At 53.7% G+C, this 25,425-nt stretch carries 23 protein-coding genes; 20 read left to right on the top strand and 3 right to left on the bottom strand.

Annotated elements, in window-relative coordinates; translation table 11 throughout:
- Positions 1-118: 118 nt before the first annotated feature.
- On the bottom strand, positions 119-1,942 hold the full coding sequence (gene typA / locus QBD29_RS13735; protein WP_280098663.1) for a translational GTPase TypA: 1,824 nt from the start codon (positions 1,940-1,942) through the stop codon (positions 119-121).
- A gap of 257 nt (positions 1,943-2,199) precedes the next feature.
- Between typA and kynA the strand changes: the two genes are divergently transcribed.
- The 7 genes from kynA (at position 2,200) to QBD29_RS13700 (ending at position 8,855) form a co-directional block, all read left to right on the top strand.
- On the top strand, positions 2,200-3,030 hold the full coding sequence (kynA, locus tag QBD29_RS13730) for a tryptophan 2,3-dioxygenase (protein ID WP_280098662.1): 831 nt from the start codon (positions 2,200-2,202) through the stop codon (positions 3,028-3,030).
- Positions 3,031-3,201: 171 nt separating this feature from the next.
- A complete protein-coding gene (locus QBD29_RS13725; RefSeq protein WP_280098661.1) occupies positions 3,202-3,414 on the top strand; it encodes a hypothetical protein in 213 nt (70 codons plus the stop codon).
- Positions 3,415-3,570: 156 nt separating this feature from the next.
- Positions 3,571-4,716, top strand: coding sequence for an iron-containing alcohol dehydrogenase (locus QBD29_RS13720; RefSeq protein ID WP_280098660.1), 1,146 nt, complete (start codon positions 3,571-3,573; stop codon positions 4,714-4,716).
- Positions 4,717-4,764: 48 nt separating this feature from the next.
- Positions 4,765-5,904 carry an SRPBCC family protein gene (locus QBD29_RS13715; protein ID WP_280098659.1) on the top strand — a complete coding sequence of 380 codons (1,140 nt, stop codon included), beginning with the start codon at positions 4,765-4,767 and terminating at the stop codon, positions 5,902-5,904.
- The gene (locus QBD29_RS13710; RefSeq protein WP_280098658.1) at positions 5,901-7,067 is read left to right on the top strand and encodes a LysR substrate-binding domain-containing protein; all 1,167 of its coding nucleotides are present in this window, start codon (positions 5,901-5,903) and stop codon (positions 7,065-7,067) included. The genes QBD29_RS13715 and QBD29_RS13710 overlap by 4 nt, the downstream gene beginning before the upstream one ends.
- A gap of 9 nt (positions 7,068-7,076) precedes the next feature.
- Positions 7,077-7,673, top strand: coding sequence for a GNAT family N-acetyltransferase (locus QBD29_RS13705; protein WP_280098657.1), 597 nt, complete (start codon positions 7,077-7,079; stop codon positions 7,671-7,673).
- A gap of 78 nt (positions 7,674-7,751) precedes the next feature.
- Positions 7,752-8,855: an aromatic ring-hydroxylating dioxygenase subunit alpha gene (locus tag QBD29_RS13700; RefSeq protein WP_280098656.1), complete on the top strand. Its 1,104-nt coding sequence runs from the start codon at positions 7,752-7,754 to the stop codon at positions 8,853-8,855.
- A 4-nt stretch (positions 8,856-8,859) separates the two neighbouring features.
- Here the strand turns inward: QBD29_RS13700 and argE are convergent, their stop codons facing one another.
- Both argE and QBD29_RS13690 read right to left on the bottom strand, forming a co-directional pair.
- Positions 8,860-10,020 (bottom strand): acetylornithine deacetylase, encoded by a 1,161-nt coding sequence (argE, locus tag QBD29_RS13695; protein ID WP_280098655.1) that lies wholly within the window; start codon positions 10,018-10,020, stop codon positions 8,860-8,862.
- Positions 10,021-10,042: 22 nt separating this feature from the next.
- A complete protein-coding gene (locus tag QBD29_RS13690; protein WP_280098654.1) occupies positions 10,043-10,879 on the bottom strand; it encodes a LysR family transcriptional regulator in 837 nt (278 codons plus the stop codon).
- 105 nt (positions 10,880-10,984) lie between these two features.
- Here QBD29_RS13690 and QBD29_RS13685 point away from each other — a divergent pair, with 105 nt between their 5' ends.
- The 13 genes from QBD29_RS13685 to QBD29_RS13625 all read left to right on the top strand — a co-directional run bounded on the left by QBD29_RS13685 (position 10,985) and on the right by QBD29_RS13625 (position 25,356).
- On the top strand, positions 10,985-11,500 hold the full coding sequence (locus QBD29_RS13685) for a flavin reductase family protein (RefSeq protein WP_280098653.1): 516 nt from the start codon (positions 10,985-10,987) through the stop codon (positions 11,498-11,500).
- Positions 11,493-12,974, top strand: a complete 1,482-nt coding sequence (locus tag QBD29_RS13680) for an aldehyde dehydrogenase (protein WP_280098652.1) — start codon at positions 11,493-11,495, stop codon at positions 12,972-12,974. Before QBD29_RS13685 ends, QBD29_RS13680 begins: the two co-directional genes overlap by 8 nt.
- Before the next feature lie 9 nt (positions 12,975-12,983).
- A complete protein-coding gene (locus QBD29_RS13675) occupies positions 12,984-14,018 on the top strand; it encodes an LLM class flavin-dependent oxidoreductase (protein WP_280098651.1) in 1,035 nt (344 codons plus the stop codon).
- Between the two features lie 12 nt (positions 14,019-14,030).
- Entirely contained in the window at positions 14,031-14,627 is a 597-nt protein-coding gene (locus QBD29_RS13670) for an amino acid synthesis family protein (RefSeq protein ID WP_280098650.1), read from the top strand.
- Entirely contained in the window at positions 14,602-15,414 is an 813-nt protein-coding gene (locus QBD29_RS13665; protein WP_280098649.1) for an alpha/beta fold hydrolase, read from the top strand. The genes QBD29_RS13670 and QBD29_RS13665 overlap by 26 nt, the downstream gene beginning before the upstream one ends.
- 1 nt (position 15,415) lies before the next feature.
- Entirely contained in the window at positions 15,416-17,104 is a 1,689-nt protein-coding gene (locus QBD29_RS13660; protein ID WP_280098648.1) for a thiamine pyrophosphate-binding protein, read from the top strand.
- A gap of 19 nt (positions 17,105-17,123) precedes the next feature.
- Positions 17,124-17,483 (top strand): carboxymuconolactone decarboxylase family protein, encoded by a 360-nt coding sequence (locus QBD29_RS13655; RefSeq protein ID WP_280098647.1) that lies wholly within the window; start codon positions 17,124-17,126, stop codon positions 17,481-17,483.
- Between the two features lie 18 nt (positions 17,484-17,501).
- Positions 17,502-18,863, top strand: a complete 1,362-nt coding sequence (locus tag QBD29_RS13650) for an FAD-dependent oxidoreductase (protein ID WP_280098646.1) — start codon at positions 17,502-17,504, stop codon at positions 18,861-18,863.
- Positions 18,864-19,075: 212 nt separating this feature from the next.
- On the top strand, positions 19,076-19,930 hold the full coding sequence (locus QBD29_RS13645) for a fumarylacetoacetate hydrolase family protein (RefSeq protein WP_280098645.1): 855 nt from the start codon (positions 19,076-19,078) through the stop codon (positions 19,928-19,930).
- On the top strand, positions 19,927-20,727 hold the full coding sequence (hpaH, locus tag QBD29_RS13640) for a 2-oxo-hept-4-ene-1,7-dioate hydratase (protein WP_280098644.1): 801 nt from the start codon (positions 19,927-19,929) through the stop codon (positions 20,725-20,727). Before QBD29_RS13645 ends, hpaH begins: the two co-directional genes overlap by 4 nt.
- Before the next feature lie 289 nt (positions 20,728-21,016).
- Positions 21,017-21,784 carry an HpcH/HpaI aldolase/citrate lyase family protein gene (locus QBD29_RS13635; RefSeq protein WP_280098643.1) on the top strand — a complete coding sequence of 256 codons (768 nt, stop codon included), beginning with the start codon at positions 21,017-21,019 and terminating at the stop codon, positions 21,782-21,784.
- 105 nt (positions 21,785-21,889) lie between these two features.
- A complete protein-coding gene (locus QBD29_RS13630) occupies positions 21,890-23,050 on the top strand; it encodes a 2Fe-2S iron-sulfur cluster-binding protein (protein ID WP_280098642.1) in 1,161 nt (386 codons plus the stop codon).
- Complete coding sequence (locus tag QBD29_RS13625) at positions 23,047-25,356, top strand: mechanosensitive ion channel family protein (protein WP_280098641.1); 2,310 nt, start codon at positions 23,047-23,049, stop codon at positions 25,354-25,356. Before QBD29_RS13630 ends, QBD29_RS13625 begins: the two co-directional genes overlap by 4 nt.
- The last annotated feature ends 69 nt before the right edge of the window (positions 25,357-25,425 follow it).

Genomic DNA, 25,425 nt, shown 5'->3' with positions numbered 1-25,425 from the left:
TAAATTCTGCTTACGTTTTGGGCAAATGGAAAACTATGGGACAGAATTAAAAAAAGACGGCGTCACCTTGTTCAAAGGCGACGCCGTCCCAATTTCTTGGCTTTGTACCGAGAACGGTTTAGCCGTTTTCAGCTTTGGCCGCGCGTTTCCGTTCGTGCGGATCCAAATGAACTTTGCGTAGACGAATGGCGTTTGGTGTTACTTCAACCAATTCATCCGTGTCGATATAGGCGATGGCTTCTTCCAAGGAGTAGCGTACAGGTGTGGTCAAACGCACCGCTTCGTCTGTGCCGCTGGCCCGCACATTGGTCAGCTTTTTACCTTTCAGCGGGTTCACTTCCAGATCGTTTTCACGGCTGTGTTCGCCGATAATCATGCCAGTGTACACGTCTTCTTGTGCGCCGATAAACATCTTACCGCGATCTTCAAGGTTCCACAGCGCAAACGCCACGGATGTGCCGTTTTCCATGGAAATCAACACACCTGCGCGACGGCCTGGAATTTTGCCTTTGTGCGGTGCCCATTCGTGGAACACACGGTTCAAAACACCTGTGCCGCGCGTGTCGGTCAGGAATTCACCGTGATAGCCGATCAAGCCACGGGATGGCACATGCGCAATGATCCGTGTTTTGCCAGCACCAGCGGGTTTCATTTCGGTCAGCGCACCTTTGCGTGGGCCTGTCAGTTTTTCGATAACAGAGCCGGAATATTCGTCGTCCACGTCAATGGTAACTTCTTCGATTGGCTCACAGCGCACACCGTCCACCTCTTGGAACAGCACCTTGGGGCGGGAAATTGACAATTCAAACCCTTCACGGCGCATGTTTTCGATCAAAACGCCCATCTGCAATTCGCCGCGACCCGCCACATCAAACGCTTCGCCACCTGGAGTGTCGGACACTTTGATTGCGACGTTGGTTTCAGCTTCTTTCATCAGACGGTCACGGATAACGCGTGATTGCACTTTTTTGCCGTCACGCCCCGCCAAAGGGCTGTCGTTGATGCCAAAGGTTACGGAAATGGTTGGTGGATCAATGGGCTGGGCTGGGATCGCCTCTTCAACGGAAGGATCGCACAATGTGTCTGCCACTGTTGCTTTGGTCATACCTGCCAGGGATACGATATCGCCTGCTTCTGCGACATCAATTGGGGATTGGGCCAAACCGCGGAACGCAAGGATTTTGGTGGCGCGGAAACTTTCAACCACTTCGCCGTCCATGCTCATGGCTTTGACTGTGTCGCCTGTTTTCAGCGTACCGCTTTCAACGCGGCCTGTCAGAATGCGGCCAATGAACGGGTCAGCGCCCAAAGTAACCGCCAGCATTTTGAACGGTTCTTCGCGTTTGGCCAACTGTTTTGGGGCAGGGACATGATCCACGATCAGATCGAACAGGGCGGACAGGTCTTTTTGAGGACCGTCCAGTTCCATATCGGCCCAGCCCGCACGACCAGAGGCATACATCGTTGGGAAATCCAACTGATCATCATCTGCGCCAAGGTTGGCAAACAGATCAAAACACTCATCAAGTGCGCGATCTGGTTCACCGTCAGGCTTGTCCACCTTGTTCACCACAACAATCGGGCGTAAACCCAACGCCAATGCTTTGGATGTTACAAATTTGGTTTGCGGCATCGGCCCTTCGGCCGCGTCCACCAGCAACACAACGCCGTCGACCATGGACAGGATGCGTTCCACTTCACCGCCAAAATCTGCGTGGCCTGGGGTGTCCACGATGTTGATACGTGTGTTGTTCCATTCCACCGAGGTGGCCTTGGCCAGAATAGTGATCCCGCGTTCCCGCTCCAGATCGTTGCTGTCCATAGCACGTTCTGCCACCGCTTGATTTTCGCGGAATGCGCCAGACTGTTTCAACAGCTCATCCACGAGCGTTGTTTTACCATGGTCAACGTGCGCGATAATCGCGATATTTCTAAGTTCCATCTGGATCGGCCTGTCTAAGAAAATAAGGTGTTTGGCGCGGCCTTATAGTATGAAATCCCCCTTGGCCAGCAGAAAGGGCGCGGATGGGCCAATGAGGCGCATTTGCGCGTGATTATCGTTGCCCGTTGGACAATCCTTTGACAGGGCAGATCAGAGGCACGTTTGATGAAACTTGCAGTGCCATTGGGTTGTAAACTGGGTGGTACTCAGTAGGGTCCAGAAACCAATCGCCATTGCAGGGAATGGACATCACCGTCATGACCAAAGACACAACACCTGAATCCGCAACGCTCAATTTCGCTGATAAGATGTCCTACACAGATTATCTGGGGCTCGATCAAATCCTGACGGCACAGCATCCGTTGTCCGATGCCCATGATGAAATGTTGTTTATTGTGCAGCATCAAGCCTCTGAAATCTGGCTGCGGCTGGCAATTTATGAATTGCAGGCCGCGCGGAATTTGATTGCGCAAGGTCAAACGCGTATGGCGTTTAAAATGCTGACCCGCGTGGCGCGGATTTTCGAACAGCTGAATTCGGCATGGGACGTTTTGCGCACCATGACGCCATCTGAATACACACAGTTTCGCGATGATCTTGGGGCGTCATCTGGGTTTCAATCACATCAATACCGTTTGGTGGAATACATCGTGGGCAATCGCAATCACACGCTGTTAAAACCCCATGCTCACCGCGAAGACCTACACCAAGCGTTAAAAGATGAGCTGGCGAAACCGAGCCTTTATGACACGGTTCTGCGAATGTTGGCGGACAACGGGTATAACGTGCCAAGCGAGGTTTTGACCCGCGATGTGTCACAAAAACTACCGCATTCGGCAGGGGTAGAAGACATTTGGCGGCAAATCTATCAGGACCCCGACACTCATTGGGAATACTACGAGTTGGCAGAAAAATTAGTGGATTTCGAAGATTATTTCCGTCGTTGGCGGTTCAATCACGTCACAACAGTGGAACGCATTATTGGCAATAAACGTGGTACAGGAGGCACGGGTGGCGTGTCGTATCTGCATAATATGCTGAAAGTTGAGCTGTTTCCCGAGCTTTGGTCCGTAAGAACTTCGTTGTAAATAAGGGCAGAAAATTTCAATTTACTTAAAAATTATAGAAAATCGTAAATTCCTTATTGCTGCCCCATTTCGCCATAAAAAGAGCGCACAGAATCGGTAAAGATCGAGACATGTACCCAAAACGGACGAGGTTTTGGGCCCATTTTGAGAGGCAGTAAAATGTGTAAGAGTATGAGTGAAGTTGTTCAAAAACCAGCGCCGCGTATTTTTCAGCGCGTTAAACAATGGTGTGCGGACACCGAGGGTGCTGTGACAGTGGATTGGGTTGTTTTGACCGCAACGCTGGCGGTAATCGGTGGCATCGTTGTATCGATGACCGTTGATGGAACCACGGATGTGGGCAATCAAATCGGTACTGTTTTGGCGGAGAAGCCAGTAAACTAATCCTTTGAACCCCTAAAAAACTGCACCTGCTTCATCTGGTTGAAGCAGGCAATAGATGTGCGGCTTTCCAAGTGTTTTGGAGTCACTTTGTCATGGACAAAGGCAGGTTTCCTCGGTCACTGTTTTCTTTGAAACCTGACAACCGAGAGAACACCCATGACCCCAAGCGCCAATTGGTCCTTTCCTACCGCCATTCGCTTTGGCGCTGGCCGCATTATCGAACTGGCCGAAGCCTGCGTTTCCCTTGGCATGAAACGCCCTTTGCTGGTCACGGATCGTGGCTTAGCGTCACTACCCATTACTGCGCAGACATTGGATATTCTTGAAACAGGTGGCTTTGAGCACGCCTTGTTTGCCGAGGTTGATCCAAACCCAAACGAAAAGAACCTTGCTGCGGGCCTCGCGGCTTATGCCGCTGGAAATCATGATGGAATTATCGCCTTTGGCGGCGGCTCGGGCATCGATCTGGCAAAAATGATCGCTTTCATGTGCGGTCAAACCCGCCCCGTATGGGATTTTGAAGACATTGGCGATTGGTGGACCCGCGCAGACGCTGACAAAATCGCACCGATCATTGCGATACCAACCACGGCTGGTACAGGGTCGGAAGTGGGTCGTGCTTCGGTTCTAACCAATTCTGAAACCCATCAGAAAAAGATCATCTTTCATCCCAAAGTGTTGCCCAGCATTGTGATCTCTGATCCAGAGCTGACTGTTGGCATGCCGCCGATGATTACTGCGGGGACGGGGATGGATGCTTTTGCTCACTGCCTCGAAGCCTATTGCTCGCCGCATTTTCATCCAATGGCCCAAGGCATTGCGCTTGAAGGTATGAAGTTGGTCAAGGACAACCTTGTCACCGCTTATACCGATGGCACAAACATTGCCGCCCGTTCACAAATGTTGGTTGCAGCCACGATGGGGGCAACTGCGTTTATGAAAGGTCTTGGTGCCATTCACGCGCTGTCCCATCCCATTGGTGCGCATCACAACACCCATCATGGCACCACAAATGCCGTGGTGATGCAGCCTGTTCTGCGATTTAACGAGCACGCGATTAAAGATCGTTTGAGCGAAGCCGCCGCCTATCTTGGCATAAGCGGCGGCTATGGTGGATTTTACGATGCTGTCGGTGAATTGAACGCGGCGCTGCATATCCCTGACACGCTCACTGATCTGGGCGTCACTGACCCCGATATGGATGCGTTGGTAGCAGGAGCCTTGAGCGACCCGTCCGTGGGCGGCAATCCCGTTGAAATGACAGAAATCAACACGCGGCAATTGCTCGAAAGCTGTTTCTGACCTATGTGTTATTCGGAATCGACACCCTTCTTTTGAAAAGGCACGACCATGCTTGATCACACGACAAACCCTGTTGAGCAGCTGAACCAAAACGTCAGTCAGCCGTTTGAACAAGCCCGCGCTATGCCGCCGTCTGTTTACACGTCTGAAGAGTTCCTCAAACGCGAGTTGTCGGACATCTTTTCCAAAGATTGGTTTTGTGTGGGTCGCGCGGATGCGCTACCAAATGCGGGGGATTACGTGACGCAAGACCTCGCAGGACAACCGATCATGGTGATCCGCGACAAAGACGGCACATTGCGGGCCCAATCGAATGTGTGTTTGCACCGCATGTCGACCCTTTTGCACGGTCGGGGCAACGCCCGTTCCATCGTGTGCCCGTATCACGCGTGGACCTATAACCTTGATGGGTCATTGCGCGGCGCACCTGCCATGACCCTGAACGAAGGATTCTGCAAAGAGCATTACAAACTGCCCCAAGTGCGCTGCCAAGAATGGCTGGGATGGGTGTTTGTGACGTTGAACTCAGATGCCCCAGATGTGGCGGATCAGCTCTCTGATGTGGAGGCCATGATCGCCGACTATGATATGGCCAACTATCAAGAAACCTTTTTCGAAACCCATGTTTGGGACACCAACTGGAAGGTTCTGGCCGAGAATTTCATGGAAAGCTATCACCTGCCCGTGTGCCACGCTGGCACTGTTGGCGCGTTTTCCAAACTCGAAGAAATGGATTGCCCCCCGGGTTTGCCTGCCTTCAATTACCACACGATCCTCAAAGATGATCAGTTAAAAATTGCGCTGGCCCATCCTGACAATGACCGCATGGAAGGGGAGCGTCGCCGCACCACGTATCTGTTGGCGATTTATCCCAGCCTGCTGATCACGCTGACCCCTGGCTATTTCTGGTATCTGACGCTGCATCCCGAAGGGGTGGGCAAAGTGCGCATCAATTTCGGTGGTGGCATGTCCAAAGAGTGGATGAAAGACGAAGAAGCGCTGAAAAACCTTGCAGACCTGAAAACCCTGCTGGATGACGTGAACGAAGAAGACCGTGGTTGCACCGAAAAAGTCTATAACGGTATTTGTTCCCAGATGGCGGAACCTGGGCATCTGTCGCATCTTGAACGCCCGAATTATGACTTTGCCACCTACATCAATGCTCGCATGCAGGCCGCGCAAAAGTGACCCAATCCTCAACACAAGACGCAGCCCTACGCGAAGCGTTTTTGGGCGGTATGTCCCATGCGGCCTGTACCGTGAACATCGTCACCACGGACGGTGTTGCTGGGCGTGCTGGTGTCACCGTGTCTGCCATGACGTCTGTATCAGCGGATACGCCCAAACCCACGCTGTTGGTTTGTGTACATCACGAGGCAAAGGCCGCGCCGCTGATCCTTGAGAACGGGAATTTCTGTGTGAACCTGCTGCGCGATGATCAGTCGTTTATTTCGGATACCTTCGCAGGGCGGTTTGCGGCAGAAATCGAAGACAAATTTGACTGTGCAAACTGGGCAAATATGCAATCTGGCTCGCCGCGCGTGGTGGATCCACTTGTCGCTTTTGATTGCGCGGTGATTTCGGCAGAGCGCATCGGCACCCATCATGTATTTGTGGGCGAAGTGCAGGATATTTTCACCGCGAAAAACGGATCGCCGCTGATCTATGCCAACCGTGCCTATGGGCGCACCGCGCGAATTGACCCTGTAACGTCCTTGGCCACAAGCCCATCGGATGCCGCATTGCGCATCGGCTGTTTTCATACGTTTGGCCCGTTCATGATGCCCGAAATCATCGCGAAATTTGCGCAAGACGACAGCACCGATTTGCGATTGATGGAAGGGGATCATCGCCGTTTGATCGAAGGCTTGCGCACGGGGGAGCTGGATTTGGCCTTGATGACGGGTGTTGATTTGCCTGATGATATCGAGGCGACCACGCTGTCCTCTTTGCCACCTTACATTTTGTTGGCAGAGGATCATCCGCTTGCGGCAGAACCCAACCTGACCCTTGAAACCCTGACCGATCATCCGATGGTTTTGCTGGATGTGCCGCCGTCTGGGGATTATTTTTTGCAACTGTTCGCTGCGCAAAACCTGACGCCGCAAGTGAAATACCGCTGCCCATCTTATGAAATGGTGCGCGGTCTTGTGGGCCAAGGGCTCGGGTTTTCTATTCTTGGTACGAAGCCAGCCACCAACCTGTCCTACAACGGTAAGGCACTGATTACACGCCCGTTGCCAGCAGACACGCAAACGCTGCACACGGTGATCGCAACGAAAAAAGGTGGTGCTCTTCCTAAATCTGCGCGTCCCTTTATTTCAGTCTGCCGCACCCTGTTTTCACGCTAGGACAAGGGTATGGCGCAACTGGTTGCAGGCACGCCCACTGACTTTACCACGCGAATTGCGGAATTGATTTGGTCCGAAGACCCCGCGTTGATCGGACTTGAATATCAATCCTATGATAACTGGGTGGATGCAGCGCAAAAGGAATGGCCCGTAGCAGGGGCTGCCAACAGTTATGACAGCACAACACTGGCAATGGATGGTGATGCGATAGTTGGGTTGATTAACGGTTTCCCCGCCAGTGAAATCGAACCACGCTTTGACAAATCTAGTGAGATTCAGGGCGCACGTTTGGTTTCCGATGACATTGCCGATGCCATTGATGCGCTGTTTGCGGAACCCATTGAGAATGCATTTTATATTCTCGATATCGCGGTTCATGCGTCAGCCCAAAACACGGGGCTAGGTGGGCGATTGATGGAACATGCAGATCAACTGGCACGGCGTGCGGGCTGCACGTCGCTTTATCTTGATACCTATGCGTCAAATGCTGCGGTTGGGTTTTATCAGCACCTTGGATTTGTCATCAATCAACGCACCCACAGCGCCGTGTTAGATGCTTTTGGCGTTGATCCATACCTGCAATTGGTACGGCCCATATCCCAATAACGTCGCTGTCAGGTCGCAAATAAGCCAGACCGATTGAACGCAAATGGCATCCTCTGGCTGTTCGATCAGGAGCCTGCCATGACCCATCCTTTGCGTGAAAACCTTGTGAGCATTGCCAACAGCCCAAGCGATGGGCCGCAAAGCATGCCGGGCGGCTTTTACACCGATGCGGATTTGTTTGCGTGGGAGTGTGAAACGATCCTGCAAACGGGCTGGCACTGTTTGGGGCGAGCGGATGAAATCCCAAATGATGGAGATTATTTCACGCAGCAGGTGTTGAACGAACCTTTGCTGATTACCCGTGCGGGCGCTGACATCGCCGTGTTGTCCAATGCGTGCCGTCATCGCGGTATGCCAGTGGCGCAAGGGGCGGGAAATACCAAACGACATGTGTGCCCGTATCATGCTTGGGCTTATGCGCCTGACGGGAATTTGCTGTCTGCGCCACGTATGAAAAACACGGGGTTTGATCCAAAGACCTGTGCGCTGCCCTCTTTTCCAAGCCGCATTCACAATGGGTTCATTTATGCGTCTTTGTCCGACACACCCGATCCGTTTGATCTGGCGGACCTTGATGCGTTGATCGCCCCCTACGAGCCTGAGAATTTTCGCCATATTCATACCGCGAAAGAGGTTTGGAATTGTAATTGGAAAGCCTTGGTTGAGAATTTCATGGAAGGCTATCACCTGTCTGTGGTGCATCCCGAAACGCTGCACCATTACACGCCCACAGGGTTGTCGCGCAAAGGGCCATCGGGTGCGGGTTTCACATCCTACTTCGCCAATTACCCTGACAGTGCCGCAGGGCGGGGTAACGGTGCGGCTGGGTTAACGGATGAAGAGCGCAAGCGATCCACGTTGTTTGCGGTTTATCCAAGCCAAGTGGTTAGCGTGGCAGCGACGACGCTGGTGTCCTTGTCGATTTTCCCAATCAACGCTGAACAAATCGAAGTCCGCTGGACTTTGTCCACCTTTGGCAACGAATTGGACGATGGCATTTTGGCGGATCGGATTGCTGTGTGGAACGAAGTAAACCGCGAAGACCGCGAAAAGCTGGAAACCATGCAACGCGCACTGCATTCGCGCCATGTCACAGGTGGTCCTTTGGCTGGCCCAGATTACGAGGGCACAGTGCATGATTTTCAGAAATGGATCGCGCAGCGGTCTGCTGAATTGGCTTAGAAATCTAGTCGATCCCGTCTTTCAAACGCGCCACCAAATTCGCCAGCATGTCATCACATTTGGCCAACTGATCCACGGATACAAACTCATCGGGTTTGTGCCCTTGTTCCATAGAGCCAGGGCCGCAAACCACCGTTGGAATGCCCACCTGTTCAGAAAACAATCCTCCTTCGGTGCCAAAGGCCACTTTCATGGTGTCATTTGCCCCGAGCAGAGACTTTACAAACTGCACAACGGCGGCTTCTTCTGGGGTGGAGAGGCCTGGATAGGTGTTTGCGGTGCGTTCAATGGTGATCGCGGCTTCGGGTGCGATGGGTTGGTATTGGGCCACGATTGCGTCGGCCTGAGCGCGGATTTCATCCATCAACGCGTCTGGATCGTCTTGGGCAAGGGATCGAATTTCAAACAACACTTCGCAGGTATTTGGCACAATGTTTAGCGCCACGCCTGCGTTGATCTTTCCCACGTGAATGGTTGTGTAGGGGACGCTGTAATCATCGTCTTGTGCGCCTTTTTGGGCCAAACGATCTTGTAGGTCGCGGAGCACATTTACGAAATCCACACCCATGTGAATGGCATTTACGGCCATCGGGGCCAACGCAGAATGCCCTTCGCGCCCAATCATCGTGGCTTTGGCTGCCATTTTGCCTTTGTGCCCAACGGCCACCTGCATAGAGGTGGGTTCGCCAACGATGCAGAATTTCGGCTTGAACGGCGCATCTGCCAGCATGTCCACCAAGGACCGCACCCCAATACATCCAATTTCTTCGTCATACGACAAGGCAAGGTGTAGCGGTGTTTTTAAATCTGATTGCGCAGCAGTCAGAGCGGCGGACAATGCAGCGGCCACAAATCCTTTCATGTCACAGGTTCCGCGCCCGAAATATTTGCCATCATCCAGCGTCAATTCAAAAGGCGGTTTGGTCCATGCTTGCCCTTCAACGGGCACGACATCTGTATGGCCAGACAGCATGACACCCGATTGATCCCGTGGGCCAATCGTTGCAAATAAATTTGCCTTTTTGCCCGTGGCATCAGGGATTAGCGTTACATCGCCCCCTGCGTCTTTGATCAGTTCGGCGCACCATTCAATCAAATCCAGATTAGGGTTCGCAGACACCGTGTCATAGGCAATTAAACGGTCGAGAATTTCGATGGTATTCATGGTCTGTCCAATTCAATGATACCTATGCTTGTAAGGCCGCAATGACGTTTGGCAACCAATCCCATGTGGCTGTCGCCTTTTCATTTACGATCAAATAGGTCTTTCGATTGAATTTAGGCGCCTCGGCAATGGGGTGCAATGTGCCAGCCGCCAAATAGGGTTTCACAATACTGGCGGGCAAATACGCCGATCCGCCTTGTTCCAGTAGATGTTCCAACGCCCAGTTTGGTGAGCCAAAACTCAACCGCGCCGTGTCTGCATCCGCGTAATAGGCGGCATGGTCACGGCCAAATTGTTCGCCCCCCTCCACAAAGACATAGTTGGGATCGAACCGCATCGGGCTGTTTGGGTCCGAAGACACCAGAACCAATGGCTCATCGGTCAATCCATGTAGGCGAAATCCGTCCTCAGTGGCGGTGTGATAGGTGACCGCCAGATCAATCAACCCACTGCTTAGCCATTGCGTCAGATCGGCGTTGGATCCTGACCAAGCACTTGCCGCCAAATTCGGGCGCGCACCGCGAATGCTGTTCAACAGGGATTGCCCCAACCCTTTGCGCAAATCCGAATGACACCCGATGTTAACGAGTGCCTCTATCCCTTCGGGCAGGGCGGTTTCTTGGCGGGCTTGGTGCCATAGTTCCACCATGACCTCGGCATAACGGCGCAATTTCACACCCCGCGCAGTGAGCGTTGCACCAGTTTTTTGCCGTACAAAAAGGGTTTGGCCCAAATCATCTTCCAGTGTTTTCAGCCGCGCGGTGACGGTGGATTGGGTCACGTTTAACTGTTCAGACGCGCGGATCAGACTGCCTGTTTCGACAATGGCGAGGAAAGTTTGCAGGTTAGAGAGATTCATCACTCACACTTCGATTTTTTCGAACTTTATATGCAGTAAAATTCGTTTTTCAAATAGATAAATTTCGGCAATAAAGGATCATCTGCCACTCGAAATGGGGTTTCAATGGAATCGAACACACCTTCCACCACAATCGTTGAACGGGATAATTTCATCGCCGCCATGCGCCACGTGGCGGCATCGGTGACGGTGGTCACAACGAACGGGCCCGCTGGAAAACACGGTGCAACCGTTAGTGCGTTTGCCTCCGTATCTGCAGACCCGCCAACTGTGATGGTCTGTTTGCGCAGCGACAGTCGCATCGCAAAAGCGGTGAAAGACAACGGGAAATTTGCTGTATGTGTGCTGCCCAAAGGGGCGAAAGACACGGCCCTTCGGTTTGCGGGTAACGATGATTTGCAGGTTGAAAACCGCTTTTCAGACGTGCCGCACAAAGATTGGGATGCGCCTCATATCGAGGACAGCACGTCTTTTTCTTGCAGTGTGTCCCAAGCGGTCGAACAGGGCAGCCACACCGCGTTTTTCGGGGTGGTGACATGGGCAGGATCATCCAAAGCTGCGCCGTTGATTTATTTCGATGGGGCCTTTGGCGAATTTACAAAAGGAACACCACATGGCTGAACTGACACAGTTTAAGATGCTGATTGATGGCAAATGGGTTGGCGCGTCCGACGGGGGCAGCTTTACCAGCTTTAACCCCGCGACAGGTCAAGACTGGGCAGAAATCCCAGAAGCAACAGCCGAGGATGTGAATGCCGCGGTGGAAGCAGCAGATCGCGCATTTAACGAGGGACCATGGGCCACAATGACGCCAACACAACGGGGCCATTGCCTGCGCCGTTTGGGGGATTTGCTGGCAGAAAACTCCGAAGCGCTGGGCGCGATGGAGACCCGAGACACGGGCAAAATGTTGAAGGAAACGCGGTGGCAGGCTACGTATATTGCGGAGTTTTTCCAGTTTTTCGCGGGTGCTGCGGATAAGATTATGGGGAAAACTCTGCCGATTGATAAGCCTGATCTGTTTGTCTTTACCCACCGCGAGCCGCTAGGCGTGATCGCGGCCGTGGTGCCTTGGAACAGTCAGTTGTTCCTGTCTGCGGTTAAAATCGGACCTGCTTTGGCGGCGGGTAATACGATTGTGTTGAAAACATCGGAACACGCGGCTGCGCCAATTCTCGAATTTGGCAAACTGATCGCAAAGGCAGGTATTCCAGACGGGGTGGTCAACATCATCTCGGGCCACGGCGATCCATGTGGCAAGGTACTGACTAGCCATAAAAAAGTGGCGCGTGTGTCCTTTACGGGGGGACCAATTTCAGCGCGTCATGTTATTCAGAACACGGCAGAGAACTTTGCCGAGGTGTCGCTCGAATTGGGTGGGAAATCTCCGTTCATCGTGTTTGATGATGCTGACATTGAAAGTGCTGTGAACGGATCGGTTGGCGGGATTTTCGCCGCCACGGGACAATCCTGTGTGGCCGGGTCGCGGTTGTTGTTGCACGAAGATATTGCCGATGAGTTTATCGACAAACTGACTGCTGTTGCGAAAAGCGTAAAAATCGGTGATCCGATGCTGGATGAAACCGAAATGGGCCCGCTGTGTACACAAGCCCAGCAGGATCACATCAAACGCGAAGTGGCCCATGCGGTAAGCGAAGGTGCGACCATTCGGGCCGGGGGCAAAGTCCCCGAAGGGCTTGATGGTATTTTCTTTGAGCCCACAATTGTGGATTGCCCCAGCCATGACCTGCGCATTGTTGATACGGAGCTGTTTGGCCCTGTGGTAAGCGTGGTTCGATTTAAAACCGAAGAAGAAGCGGTTCGATTGGCGAATGATACCGAACACGGGCTGGCGGCAGGGATTTTCACGCGGGATTCTGCGCGATCCTTACGCGTATCAAAAGCCGTAAAAGCGGGGATCGTTTGGGTGAATACCTACCGCGTGATTTCCCCTGTAGCCGAGTTTGGCGGCATGAAAAACTCGGGCTATGGTCGTGAAAGCGGCTATCAGGCGGTTTACGATTACACGCGGCCCAAAACGGTTTGGATGAACACGTCATCTGATCCGCTGCCATCCCAATTCACCCCACGATAGGAGGACGTTATGAAGTTTCATCTGGCAATCAATCTGGAACGGATTACCGATCAGACCTCTATGATTGAGGTGCGCGATCACACGCTTGATATGGTTAGAATGGCCGATAAGGCTGGGTTCGAAGTGGTCTGGGCCGCCGAACATCATGCGCTTGAAATGACCATCGCGCCAAACCCGTTTCAGTTGATGACGTGGTGGGCCGAGCATACGGAAAACATCCGCCTAGGTGCAGGTGTCGTGAACGCCGCTTATTGGCATCCGATCAATTTGGCGGGCGAGGCAGCGATGCTCGATTTACTGTCTGGTGGACGGTTGGAATTCGGTATCGGTTCTGGGGCCTATCAGCGCGAATTTGATCGCATGTTCCCAGGGCTCGACCAACGGGACAGTTATAAATACATGCAGGAAATGCTGCCTTTGGTACAAAAATTGTGGAAAGGCGATGTGGAGCATAACGGCGAATATTGGCAGTTCCCGAAAGCCACATCTTGCCCCAAACCACTGCAAGAGGATGTGCCTGTTTGGGTGGCCGCGCGGGCGCCTGTGACCTATGACTATGCCGTTGAAAACAATTGCAATATCATGTCTTGGCCGCTGACCATGCCGTTTTCTGAATTGGAAGAATACAAGAAGCGGTTGGATGATGCGAAGGCGCGGTTGAACCCGAATTTCAGCGGCAAATTCACCACCATGCGTCACACGGCGGTTTATAACACTGAAGAAGATCGTCAGGCGGCGCTGGGGGCGGTGCGCAATGTGTTGTCCTTGTTTGGCAATCTGATGATGAAAAAAGGCGATGTGGTGAACGGATTCCCCGAGCCAATCCCGTTTGATCAGTTAGAGGGCAACGTGCGCGTTGAACCCAATATGTTGGAAGAAAACCTGATGTTCGGCACACCCGACGAGGTGATCAAAAAGTTAAAGAAATACGAGGCGCTGGGCGTCGATGGCTTTTTGTATTACGCGTCCATGGGGCTCGACATCGAAAATCAAAAACGGTCGATGAAATTGTTCATCGACGAAGTTATGCCAGAATTTAGCTAAGGAACCGTAAACATGGCCGTAGAAATTCGCCGCACGTTGTTGCACGTGCAAAATACCCTGATTGAAGAGGGTCGTGCCGTCGAACCTGCCACGAAACTGGTGGCCGCGCTGGCGATCATTAAAAACCCGTGGTTTGGGATGGGGTATGTTGAAAACCTGCGCCCTGCGATCATCGAATCTGGCCCTGTGGTGGGCAAGCTGCTGACCGACATGATTTTGGATGTGACAGGCGATGATCTGGAAGGGTATGGCAAAGCATCTGTTGTGGGCATGGGCGGTTCGCTTGAACATGCGCAGGCGCTGACGCATACGCTGTTTTTTGGCAATCAAATGCGTGATGCGGTGAATGCGAAATCCTATTTGGCGTTCACAAACACACGTGGGGCGGCGGGCTGTTCCATGATGATCCCGTTGATGGATAAAAACGATGGAGGGCGTCGCTCCCACTATCAGACCATTCATTTGACGGTGCCAGATGCGCCTGCGGATGACGAAGTGATCATCGCGTTTGGGGCATCGATTGGGGGGCATCCACATCACCGTATCGGGGATCGGTACGAAGATTTGGCCGAAATGGGCCGCGATGTGGACAACCCAGCGGGTGTTTAAAACGGCCCCAGATGGCACAGCCTTTGCGCTGAGCGGAGCGGTGGATCGGCCTGTTATTGCGCTGATCCACGGTCTTGGCCTGTGTTCGGGTGTGTTTGATGGGATGTTGGCCTCACTTGAAGCGGAGTACCGTGTTTTGCGCTATGATCTGTATGGTCACGGGCAATCTGCGCCGCTGTCTGGCGATGCGTCTTTGGCTGTTTATGCGGATCAATTGGCGGGGCTGATGGATCATCTGGGCGTTACGACTGCGCATGTGGTTGGGTTTTCCATTGGCGGCATGATCAATCGGCGCTTTGCGCTCGATCATCCCGAAAAGGTTGCGTCGCTGGTGATCCTGAACTCCCCGCATGATCGGGGGGAAGACGGACAGGCAGCGGTGGAAGAGCGGGCGAAGTCGGTGCGAGACCAAGGCGCGTTTTCAACGTTTGATGCGGCGTTGAAGCGGTGGTTTACACCTGCCTGTTTGGACAGCGATCATGTTGCGCCAGGATTGGTACGCGAATGGCGTGGGTTGGTGGACGGCGAAAGTTATGCCCAAGCGGCGTGGGTTCTGGCCCATGGTGTGCGGGAACTGATCGCGCCGAAACCACCCGTTTCGGCGCGTTCGTTTGTGATGACCTGTGAAAACGACAGCGGCAGCACGCCCGCCATGAGCCATGCGATTGCCGCAGAAATAGCAGGAGCAGAAGTGCAGATTGTACCGCATTTACAGCATCTTGGCATGATGGAAAGCCCCGAATTATTTTCGCGGCCAATTTTAGAATTTTTGAAAAAGGGTGAATGACATGGGTGTTATGTCTGGTGGGCAGGCGGCAGTTGCTGCGATTGAGGTGGAAGAGGTTAAGACCGTTTTCGGGTTGATCGGGTCCGCCACGATGGAAATGTTCGATGCGCTTTATGACAGTGAAAGCATCAATTTTGTGGGTGTGCATGACGAACGCACAGGAACCCATATGGCCGATGGCTATGCGCGGGTCTCGGGCGAGACAGGCGTGATCTTGGCGGGGCAAAATGGGCCGGGTGCGACGAACCTTGTGACAGGGTTGGGGCAGGCTAAGGCGGCGTTTTCGCCTGTTGTTTCGATTGCGGGGGCGCTGGCGTCTGGCCATGTGTACCGCGATGCGTTTCAAGAGGTGGACCAGCAGGCGATTTTCACGCCTGTGACGAAAAAGACCTGGACGGCCACAGGAACGGACCGTGTGCCAGAGATGTTCCGCGAAGCGTTTCGCACGGCACTCAGCCCGCGCCGTGGGCCAGTGCAATTGAACTTGCCCCGCGATGTGTTGTCTGGGCAGCATGATTTTGAAGATTTGCAAAGGCCAAATGCGTATCGCAACACGAGCCTGCCAAGCGCAGGTGCGCAAGGTGTTGTGGCGGCTGCAGAGCTGCTGCAGAACGCGAGAAAGCCTGTAATAGTTGCGGGCGGTGGCATCAAGAATACAGGCGGGCACAAAGCGGCGATCTATCTGGCGGAAACGGTGAACTGTCCGATTGTGACAAGCCCAGGTCACGGCGATGCGGTGCCGTTTGGGCATCCATTGAATGCAGGGCAGATGGGGCCACGCGGTAATGTTGTGGCATCCCGTTTGGTGAAAGAAGCGGATGTGATTTTGGCGCTGGGCACGCGGCTGGGGTTTAACTCCACTTTTTATAGCTATGACAACATCAACCGTGATGCGCAGATCATTCAGGTAGAGCTGGAACCAACCGCGATTGGGCGATTTTTCCCTGTAGCTGTGGGCATTTGGGCGGATGCGCCAAGTGCGGCGCGCCAGATTGCCGATGCCATTGGCAAGATCGTGCAGCGCCATGAAATTGCCGATTGGACCGCGACATTTCAGGAAGAACGCGGTGCGTTTTTGGCCAAACGTGATGCGGAGGCAATGATGGGTGCGGGGCCGATCCAGCCCTCTGGCCTGTTCAAAGTGTTCCGCGATGTGATCCCAAAAGACGCGGCGATTACCATGGATGCAGGCACGCTGTGTTTGCAGGCCACGGATGCGCTGAATTACTGGTCGCCAAAATCACTGCACACGCCGATGGATTTCGGCTTGGTTGGCTTTTCCTATGCCTGTGGGCTGGGGATTAAATGCGCGCAGCCTGATCGGCCCGTAGTGTCCCTGATGGGGGATGGTGGGTTTGGGATGACGATTTCCGAATTGTCCACCGCCGTGGATCATAACATCAATACCGTGACTGTGGTAATGAACAATGGCTGTTGGGGGGCGGAAAAAGCCTATCAGCGGGACTTTTTCAATGGGCGGTATATTGGGGCTGATGTGTCTTCGCCCGATTTTGCCAAAGCGGCGGAATTATACGGTGCGGTTGGCTATTCCGTTGATGAAATTGGAGAGGTTGGGGATGCGATCACCGCAGCGTTGGCCTGTGGAAAACCAGCGGTGGTGGATGTGGCGGTTGATCCAAACGCGCTTTATTCTTTCCGTCGGGATTCGTTTAAGCATCGGGGTGGATGAGTATTTGGAGAACAAAGAAATGACCGATTATCCGAACATGAAAGCGCATAAAGACAAAGGGGATTGGAACCCTTTGTGGGATACGTTTGCGGACCTGGATCCAGAGTTTTTAGAAGCCTATTTGGCGTTTCGAACTGTGCCCCAACAAGGACCGTTGGATCAGAAAACGAAGGAGCTGATCCTGATTGCGATTAATGCTGCGACAACACATTTGTACGGGCCAGGCGTGCGGCGACATATTAAGAATGCGTTAACGGCAGGGGCCACGCAGGCGGAAATTTTGGAAGCGATCCAGTTGACCACTGTGATGGGAATCCATTCTTGTAATTTGGCGATACCGATTTTGTTGGAAGAAGTTGAAAACGCCAAATCTGAGTGATCTTTAGCAGGAAAACCCATGCAAACCATTAATGAACCGCCCCGTGAAACCCCTGTGATCCATGAAACGGATGTGTTGGTGATCGGGTCTGGCCCTGGCGGCTTGGCTGCGGCATTGGCGGCGGCGCGGGCAGGGGTGCGTGTGGCGCTGGTGGAGCGGTTTGGCTGTTTTGGCGGCAATATCACCACGGTCGGGGTTGAAGGATTTGCATGGTATCGCCATGCGCAGACCGTTGAAGCAGGCGGCATTGGCATGGAGTTTGAAGAGCGAGCCAAGGCGGCGGGCGCTGCGGTTCCTGAGAGCCAATCTCTGTCTTATGAACTTGATTCCGAAGGGTTTAAGCTGGTTGCGGATGCGCTGGTGGAAGAGGCTGGCATTCATCCGATGATGCACCGCCAGTTTGTGGCCCCCGTGATGGACGGGGACACAATCACAGGCGTGATTGTGGAATCCAAAGCTGGGCGCGAGGCGATTTTGGGAACCGTTGTGATTGATGCCACGGGGGATGCGGATGTGGCGGAACGGGCAGGGGCTCCGTGTGTGAAAACCCCTGTGGAAGAGATGCAGGCCGCGTCTGTGATGTTCCATTTGGCAGGTGCGGATAAGCAGAAATTCATGGAGGGCGTGAAGGCCGATCCGCAAACCTATGCGGATTGGTCGAGCGGCGAATGGCAGGTGGAAACGGATGGGAAAGAGGACGAGATGTTTTCGCCCTATCTGGGCAAACCCTTTGAAAAGGCGATAAAAAATGGAATTATCCCACCGCATTTGAACACCATTGCGGGCACGTGGGGCGCGGTGCATGACACAGGTGAAATGACCTATATGAACCTTGTGCATCTGGCCGAATGTGACGGGACGGACCCAGATAGTTTGACACGGTTCGAGATCGAAGGGCGTAAGCAAGCGATGCTGGCGATCCAGGCGCTGCGCGAATACACGCCTGGATGTGAAGGGGCGCGGTTGCGCAACTTTGGTATGACCATTGGCATTCGGGATACGCGCAAGATTGATGCGGTTTACAATATGAGTGAAACGGATGTGCGCGCGCAAGGGCGTTTCGAGGATACGATTGGAATTTATCCCGAATTCATAGATGGTTACGGTATTTTGATCATTCCAACAACGGGGCGGTATATGCAGATTCCCTACCGTGCTTTGATCCCGAAAGGGGTGAAGAATTTGCTGGTGGCAGGGCGTGCCATTGGCGGGGATAAAGTGGCCCATGCGGCGACCCGCAACATGGCCTGTTGTGCGGTGGCAGGGCAGGGTGCGGGGATCGCTGCGGCCGTTGCCGTGCAGGGCAATACCGAAGTGGCAAAGGTTAATATTGAACAGGTTCAGGACGAATTGGTGCGCCAAGGCGTTCGGATTCATTAACGGGCAGACGAGAAAAGGTTAACGTCAGTTTGGAAAAAAGCAAACCACCCAGAACGCGCCCAGAAACGTACCTTATTGTCTGTTGAAAACCGTTAATGTGCGTTCATTTTAATGAATGTTAATGAATGAGATATCTGGGTGAAACGGGATATCTGTTGCGAAATCTTGTTAACGTGTTATCTATATTTCGACCTATGACGTGAGGATATCCCATGCGATTTGCGACTTTTTCCAGTGAAGGCCACATGTTTTACGGCGCTGTTGCAGAGGGCGGAATGATTGCCCTATCCGACCAGTTTCCAGAGTGGCCGACCCTGCGCGAAGTGATTGCAGAGGGTGGGTTGGACAGGTTGGACGCAGCCGCGCAAACCAAAGACGTGACCCATCCCATCGGGACGTTTGTGTATGAAATTCCGATCCCGCAGCCAGAAAAAATTATCTGTGTCGGGGTGAATTTTCCCGACCGAAATGCCGAGTACAAAGACGGCCAAGACGCGCCGAAGTTTATGTCGTTGTTTCCGCGATTTCCACGCAGCTTTGTTGGCCATGACGTGCCGCTGACCCGCCCAACTGTTTCAGAGCAATTGGATTATGAGGGCGAGGTGGTTGTGGTGATTGGCAAAGGCGGACGGCACATCAAAGAAGAAGATGCGCTGGATCATATTGCGGCCTTGTCGATTTGTAATGAGGGCACGGTGCGCGATTGGGTGCGCCACGCGAAATTCAACGTCACGCAAGGAAAGAATTTTGACGGATCGGGGGCCATCGGACCGTGGATTGTGCCGTTCAAAGACCCAAATCAGATTTTGGATATTAAGCTGGAAACGCGGGTGAACGGTGAAGTGCGCCAATCAGACCGCAGCAGTCGGATGATTTTCAATCATGCGGCCGAGATTGCGTATATTTCGACGTTCACGACGCTGGTGCCCGGGGACATGATCATCACAGGTACGCCGACAGGGGCAGGGGCGCGATTTGATCCGCCCGTATTTTTGAAGCCAGGTGATGTGGTTGAAGTGGAAGTGGAAGGTGTTGGCATTTTGCGCAACAGCGTGGTGGACGAATGACCCCTGAAGAGATCAAAGTCGCGGCGCAAAAATTGCTGGATGCCGAAGTGACACGCACCCAAACGGGTGTGATTTCAGTGGCGCATCCCGATATCACGATGGACGAGGCCTATGCCATTCAAGACGCGTTTGTCGCGGCAAAAGAGGCGGGCGGCGCAGTGCGAAAGGGGTGGAAAATCGGGCTGACCAGTCGGGCGATGCAGATGGCGCTGGGTATTGATATTCCTGACAGCGGTATCCTGTTTGCCGACATGTTTTTTGATCACGATGGGCATGTGCCAAAGGGGCGATTTATCGAGCCAAGGATCGAAGCGGAAATAGCGTTTATTCTGGGAGAAGATTTGGCTGGCGCGGATGTGACGCGCGAGGCTGTTTTGGCGGCAACAGATTGGGTGGCCCCTGCGATTGAAATTCTGGACACGCGGATCAAACGGGTGGACCCAGACAGCGGCGCCCCACGCAAAGTGTTTGATACGATTGCCGATAATGCGGCCAATGCGGGCATCGTTTTGGGAGACAAAAAACATAGCCCTGATGCGTTTGATCTGCGTTGGGTCGGGGCGGTTGTTGCGCGCGATGGAACGGTTGAAGAAACGGGTTTGGGGGCGGGTGTGCTGAACGATCCGACGATGGGGATTGTCTGGTTGGTGCAAAGGTTGGCGCAGTATGGCCAAGGACTGAGTGCGGGGGATGTTGTGCTTTCAGGCTCGTTCATACGCCCGATTGAGGCGCCGTCAGGGTCTGTTTTTGCTGCAGATTATGGCGCGTTTGGGCGTGTGGATGTGACGTTCGATTAACTGTTTGTTGAGGTTTGAGAATTGCGGCCGCGCCCTAGGGTGATGATTTTGCGAGGCTTTTGTCGATTTATTAACGAATGGTGAATCATGACGCGTCATACAACACGCGTCATGGATAACGCGTCTTAGACAACGCGTGTTGCACGACGCGTCAGAGTTAACCAACTGGTAAGGTGTTCAATCTTTGTAACGTGTTCAATCACGGCCTCACCTCGCAATTCTCTTGAACCGCGCTGCGTTTCCCGAAAAGCTGGACACACCACACCAATCCCACACACAGGAGGCCGCTATGGGCGCACCGATCAACACATTGAAACAAAATCTGGCCGCAGGCAGGCTGCAAACAGGGGCTTGGTTGGGGCTGGTGGATGGCTATGCGGCGGAAATTGCGGGCACGGCGGGGTTTGATTGGGTGTTGATTGACGGGGAACATGCCCCCAACGGCACAACCGAGATTTCCCAGCAGATTGGCGCGCTGAGCGCGTCGTCGTCTCAGGTAATTGTTCGGGTTCCAAAAGGCGAAGATTGGTTCATCAAACAAGTGCTGGATGCAGGGGCGCAAACAGTGATGGTGCCGATGGTGGAAACGGGGGAGCAGGCGGCGGAGATGGTGCGGGCCACGCGCTATGCACCCGAAGGTATTCGCGGGGTCGGTTCGGCGCTGGGGCGTGCGTCGCAGTGGACGGGCATTCCTGATTATCTGACCACCGCAAACGATCAGATGTGCCTGATTGTTCAGGTGGAGGCGCAGCGCGGATTGGACAATCTGGATGATATCCTTGCGGTTGATGGTGTTGATGCGGTGTTTATTGGGCCTGCTGATTTGGCCGCCGACATGGGGTATTTGGGCAATGATCAAGCGCCAGACGTGCAGGCGGCCATGGAAGACGCAATCAAGCGTATTCGCGCGGCGGGTAAGGCGGCGGGGATTATGTGCCCTGATCCAAAGTTGGCGGAAAAATTCATTGGCTGGGGGGTGAATTTCGCCTGTGTGGCCATTGATGTGGTGATGTTGGCCAATGGTCTGCGGGCGGCGGCGAAACTGCACAAATCCTAAACCCGATGGCGTGATCGGTGGCTTGACCTTTTGGCCCATTGGGTCAAAGGTTTTCCTATGCACGTGCTGCGCCAATGATGGCACTGCGAACGAGGGAACTATACGATGTCCGATGCCGTGATCGCCAACCATTGGGGCGCAAAACTTCGACTGAAAGCGATGATCATCACGGGCATGGTGTTGTTTGCCTTTATCACCATGCATTTGCTGAACCTGTCGCTCGGGTTGCATTCGGTGCAATTGATGGAGGATTGGCGCTTTGCATTGAGCGGCGTTTGGTCCTCGGTCCTGCCTTTGAAAGTTCTGTTGCAGGTCTCTTTGGTCGTGCATTTCATTATCGCGCTATATTCGCTGTATCGGCGCAATACGCTGCGCGTACCTGCTTACGACATGGCGCAGATGATTGCGGGTGTTCTGATTATCCCGCTGATGGGCATTCATGTGTTTGGGGTTATGGCGGTCAAGCAATTGGGGTTGGAGCCCACGTATTTTCTGATCCTGAGCCAGTTTTGGATCGTGTCGCCTATCAATGGTTTGCAACAGGTTGCGCTGTTGGTGGTGGCGTGGATTCACGGGGCCATTGGTGTGTATTCATGGCTGCGGGCGCGAGATGGATCGGCCCGTGTGATGAAGTTCTTTTATCCATTTGTTGTCCTGTTGCCGATCCTTGCCATGTTGGGGTTTGTGGAAGGGGGACGCCAGATCATCTCGGTTGAAGAGGGTGGTTTGGGCATGGTGATGGAAAATGATCCCAATGCAGATGGCCCCACCGTTGATCCTGAAATGATCCCCGTGATTTTGGCGCAGGCCAAAGAACGCCCCAAACTGGCCACGCGCGTTTCGCTGGGGTTGGTGGCTTTGGTGTTATTGGCGCGGTTTATTCGTCTGAAACTGCGCGAGCGATCCCATGTGCGGGTGTCCTATGGTGGCCGTCGCCCCATGACGTTTGAATCTGAAACGGGGCTGACCCTGTTGGAAATGGCCCATGAAAACAGCATCCCGCACGCCAACGTCTGCCGCGGGCGCGGGCGGTGTGGAACCTGCCGCGTGCGGGTTGTGAAGGGGGGCGAAAAGCTGGCCCCGCCAAGTGAATTGGAAGCAAAGGTTCTGGCCCGATGGAATGCGGAGCCCAATGAACGGTTGGCCTGTCAGGTGATGCCCCAAGAAGGTGTTTTGGATGTGGAACGGGTGGTTAAGGCGGATTATTCCAATCTGGATTATGCCCAAGCCAACAAAAACAGCGGTAGCCCAGTAGGTGCATCATGACCTTGTTTCTGCGCAGCCTTGTTATCACGATCCTTTTGACCTTTGGCGTTGTGCCAGCATTCGCCCAAATCATGCCAAGCGGTGGCGGATCGGAAACCGTTGTCGTGCCTGATCCATCCCCCAATGATGTAAAAGAATTTTTGCGTCTGCTTGGTGACCCGAGTGTGCAGGAATGGATCAAAGACAGCGTGACCGAAGATGGTGTTATTGATGATGCCCCTGTGCTGACCCTGCGCGAACAGATTGATGCGCGGCTGGCACGAATTGCCGAGCGCGCGCAATCCTTGGCAGTCGCGTGGAACGTGTTGCCGCGTATGCCAATGGTTATGTCCGATGTGTGGGACAGCGAATTGAGCCATGCGCAAAAGGTGCGGTCACTGACGTATTTGATCACATTTCTGCTGATCGGTTTGGGGCTTGAATGGCTGTATCGGCAGTTTATGCAATATCCGCTGTTGCGTGTGGAGCAATCGCCCAAAGACGCGCCGATGGAAAAACTGACCGGGGCGGCCCTGCGCGCAGCGATCATTTTTGCGGGTCTTGGCATTTTTGCCGTGGGCAGTATTGGCGCGTTCAAGAGTTTCACTTGGCATCCATTGGTGGAATCGCTGGTGATGGATTTCTTGGTGATGGTGCTGTTGTTCCGCGTTATCATGACTGTGTCGCTGTTTTTCCAAGCGCCACATGCACCTGAACTGCGCCTTGTTCCTTATGGGTCGCCTGTGGCGCGGCATTTGCATTGGATGGTGCGGGTGTTGGCCTTTGCGGTGGTGTCGGGTTTGGCCCTGTCCTTTATTTTGAACCGCATCGCAACCATGCGCGATATGGACATGGGCGGCAGCATCACGGCCGTAGCATTGGCGCAAACTGTTGGTTTGGCGCTGATGGTTGTGGTGGTGGCGTGGGTCTGTATCTGGGTGGCGTTTCGCCGTGTTCCAACCCTGTGCGAAGACGAAACCGCGCTGCGGGATTTGCGGTTTTGGCGCAATTATCTGATGATTTTGGTGGGCGTGGTGTTTGCCGCATGGCTGGTCGGGTTGTTTGGAATTATGTGGGCGATCCTTGTGATTGGCCTGATCGTTCCGAGCCTGAAATTGATGGCGGCGTGGATCGATCATTTCTTTGATCAATCAACCGCTGCCCTGCACGATGCACATCTTGCCGAGGCGCAAGAGGTTTTGGACGAATTTGTAGCCGCCGAGGCCGAGGGCGAGGTTTTGGAAGGGGAGCCGCAACCTGTGACGCCAGAGTTTGCAGATCCTTATGCAACCACGCGGCCCATTGTGCAGCGTGCTGCGCGGTTTGTTCTGCTGATGAGCGCGGTCTTTGCACTGGCCATGGCATGGGGCATCAACATTTTTGATCTGTCGTCAGATCGCAGTGTCGTGGGCCGTGTGCTGGAGGTACTGGTCGACAGTATCGTGGCCTTGTTGCTGGCCGATTTGGTGTGGACGTGGGCGAAAACCGTGATCGACAAACGGGTGGCAGATTATGAACCGCCCGTGGACGGCCAAGCCCCTGGACCAGAGGCGCGGATGTTCACGTTGTTGCCGTTGTTGCGCACCATTTTGATGGTGTCCCTGCTGATTATGGTGTCGTTGAGCGTTCTGAGCGCCGCGGGTGTGAACATTGCGCCGATCTTGGCAGGGGCTGGGATCATGGGCATTGCCATCGGGTTCGGGACGCAATCTTTGGTTCGCGATATTGTGGCTGGCATTTTCTTTTTGATTGATGATGCGTTCCGTCTTGGGGAGTACATCGAAGTGGGTGATTTGATGGGCACGGTGGAGAGCATTTCTGTGCGCTCCATGCGCATTCGTCACCACCGAGGTAAAGTGCATACGGTGCCTTATGGGGAGCTGAAATCGCTGACCAACCATTCGCGCGACTGGGTGATTATGAAGCTGGAATTCCGCGTGCCGTTTGATACGGATTTGCAGCTGGTTAAAAAGCTAGTCAAGAAGGTTGGCGCGGAATTAAAGGCCAATGAGCATTACGGCCCGTCGATCCTGTCCACGCTGAAATCCCAAGGGGTGCGCCGCATGGAAGAGTTCAACATGGTGGTGGGTGTGAAGTTCATGACCAAACCGGGTGAACAATGGTTGGTGCGCCGCGATGCCTATCAAAAGGTGCGCGATATCTTTGATGCAAACGGTATTCGTATGGCCGAACGCAATGTGAAGGTTGAGATCGAAGGCGGGGGGGCCGATCTAACCGAGGAGCAAAAGCGGGCGGTTGCGGGTGCGGCGCAAGAGGCATCGCAAGGGCCAGAGGGGCCACCAAAAGCCATTCCAGACGAGCCGTAGATTTCTAGCGCTCCGCGCGGGGGATATTTTTGGCCAGAAGAATGGGCGGGTTTTGACCGTTTTTCTGAT

This window comes from Amylibacter sp. IMCC11727, from assembly GCF_029854195.1.
GTDB lineage: Bacteria > Pseudomonadota > Alphaproteobacteria > Rhodobacterales > Rhodobacteraceae > Amylibacter.
Note: the sequence above shows the minus strand (reverse complement) of the source record. Positions and strands in the feature narration are given on the sequence as shown.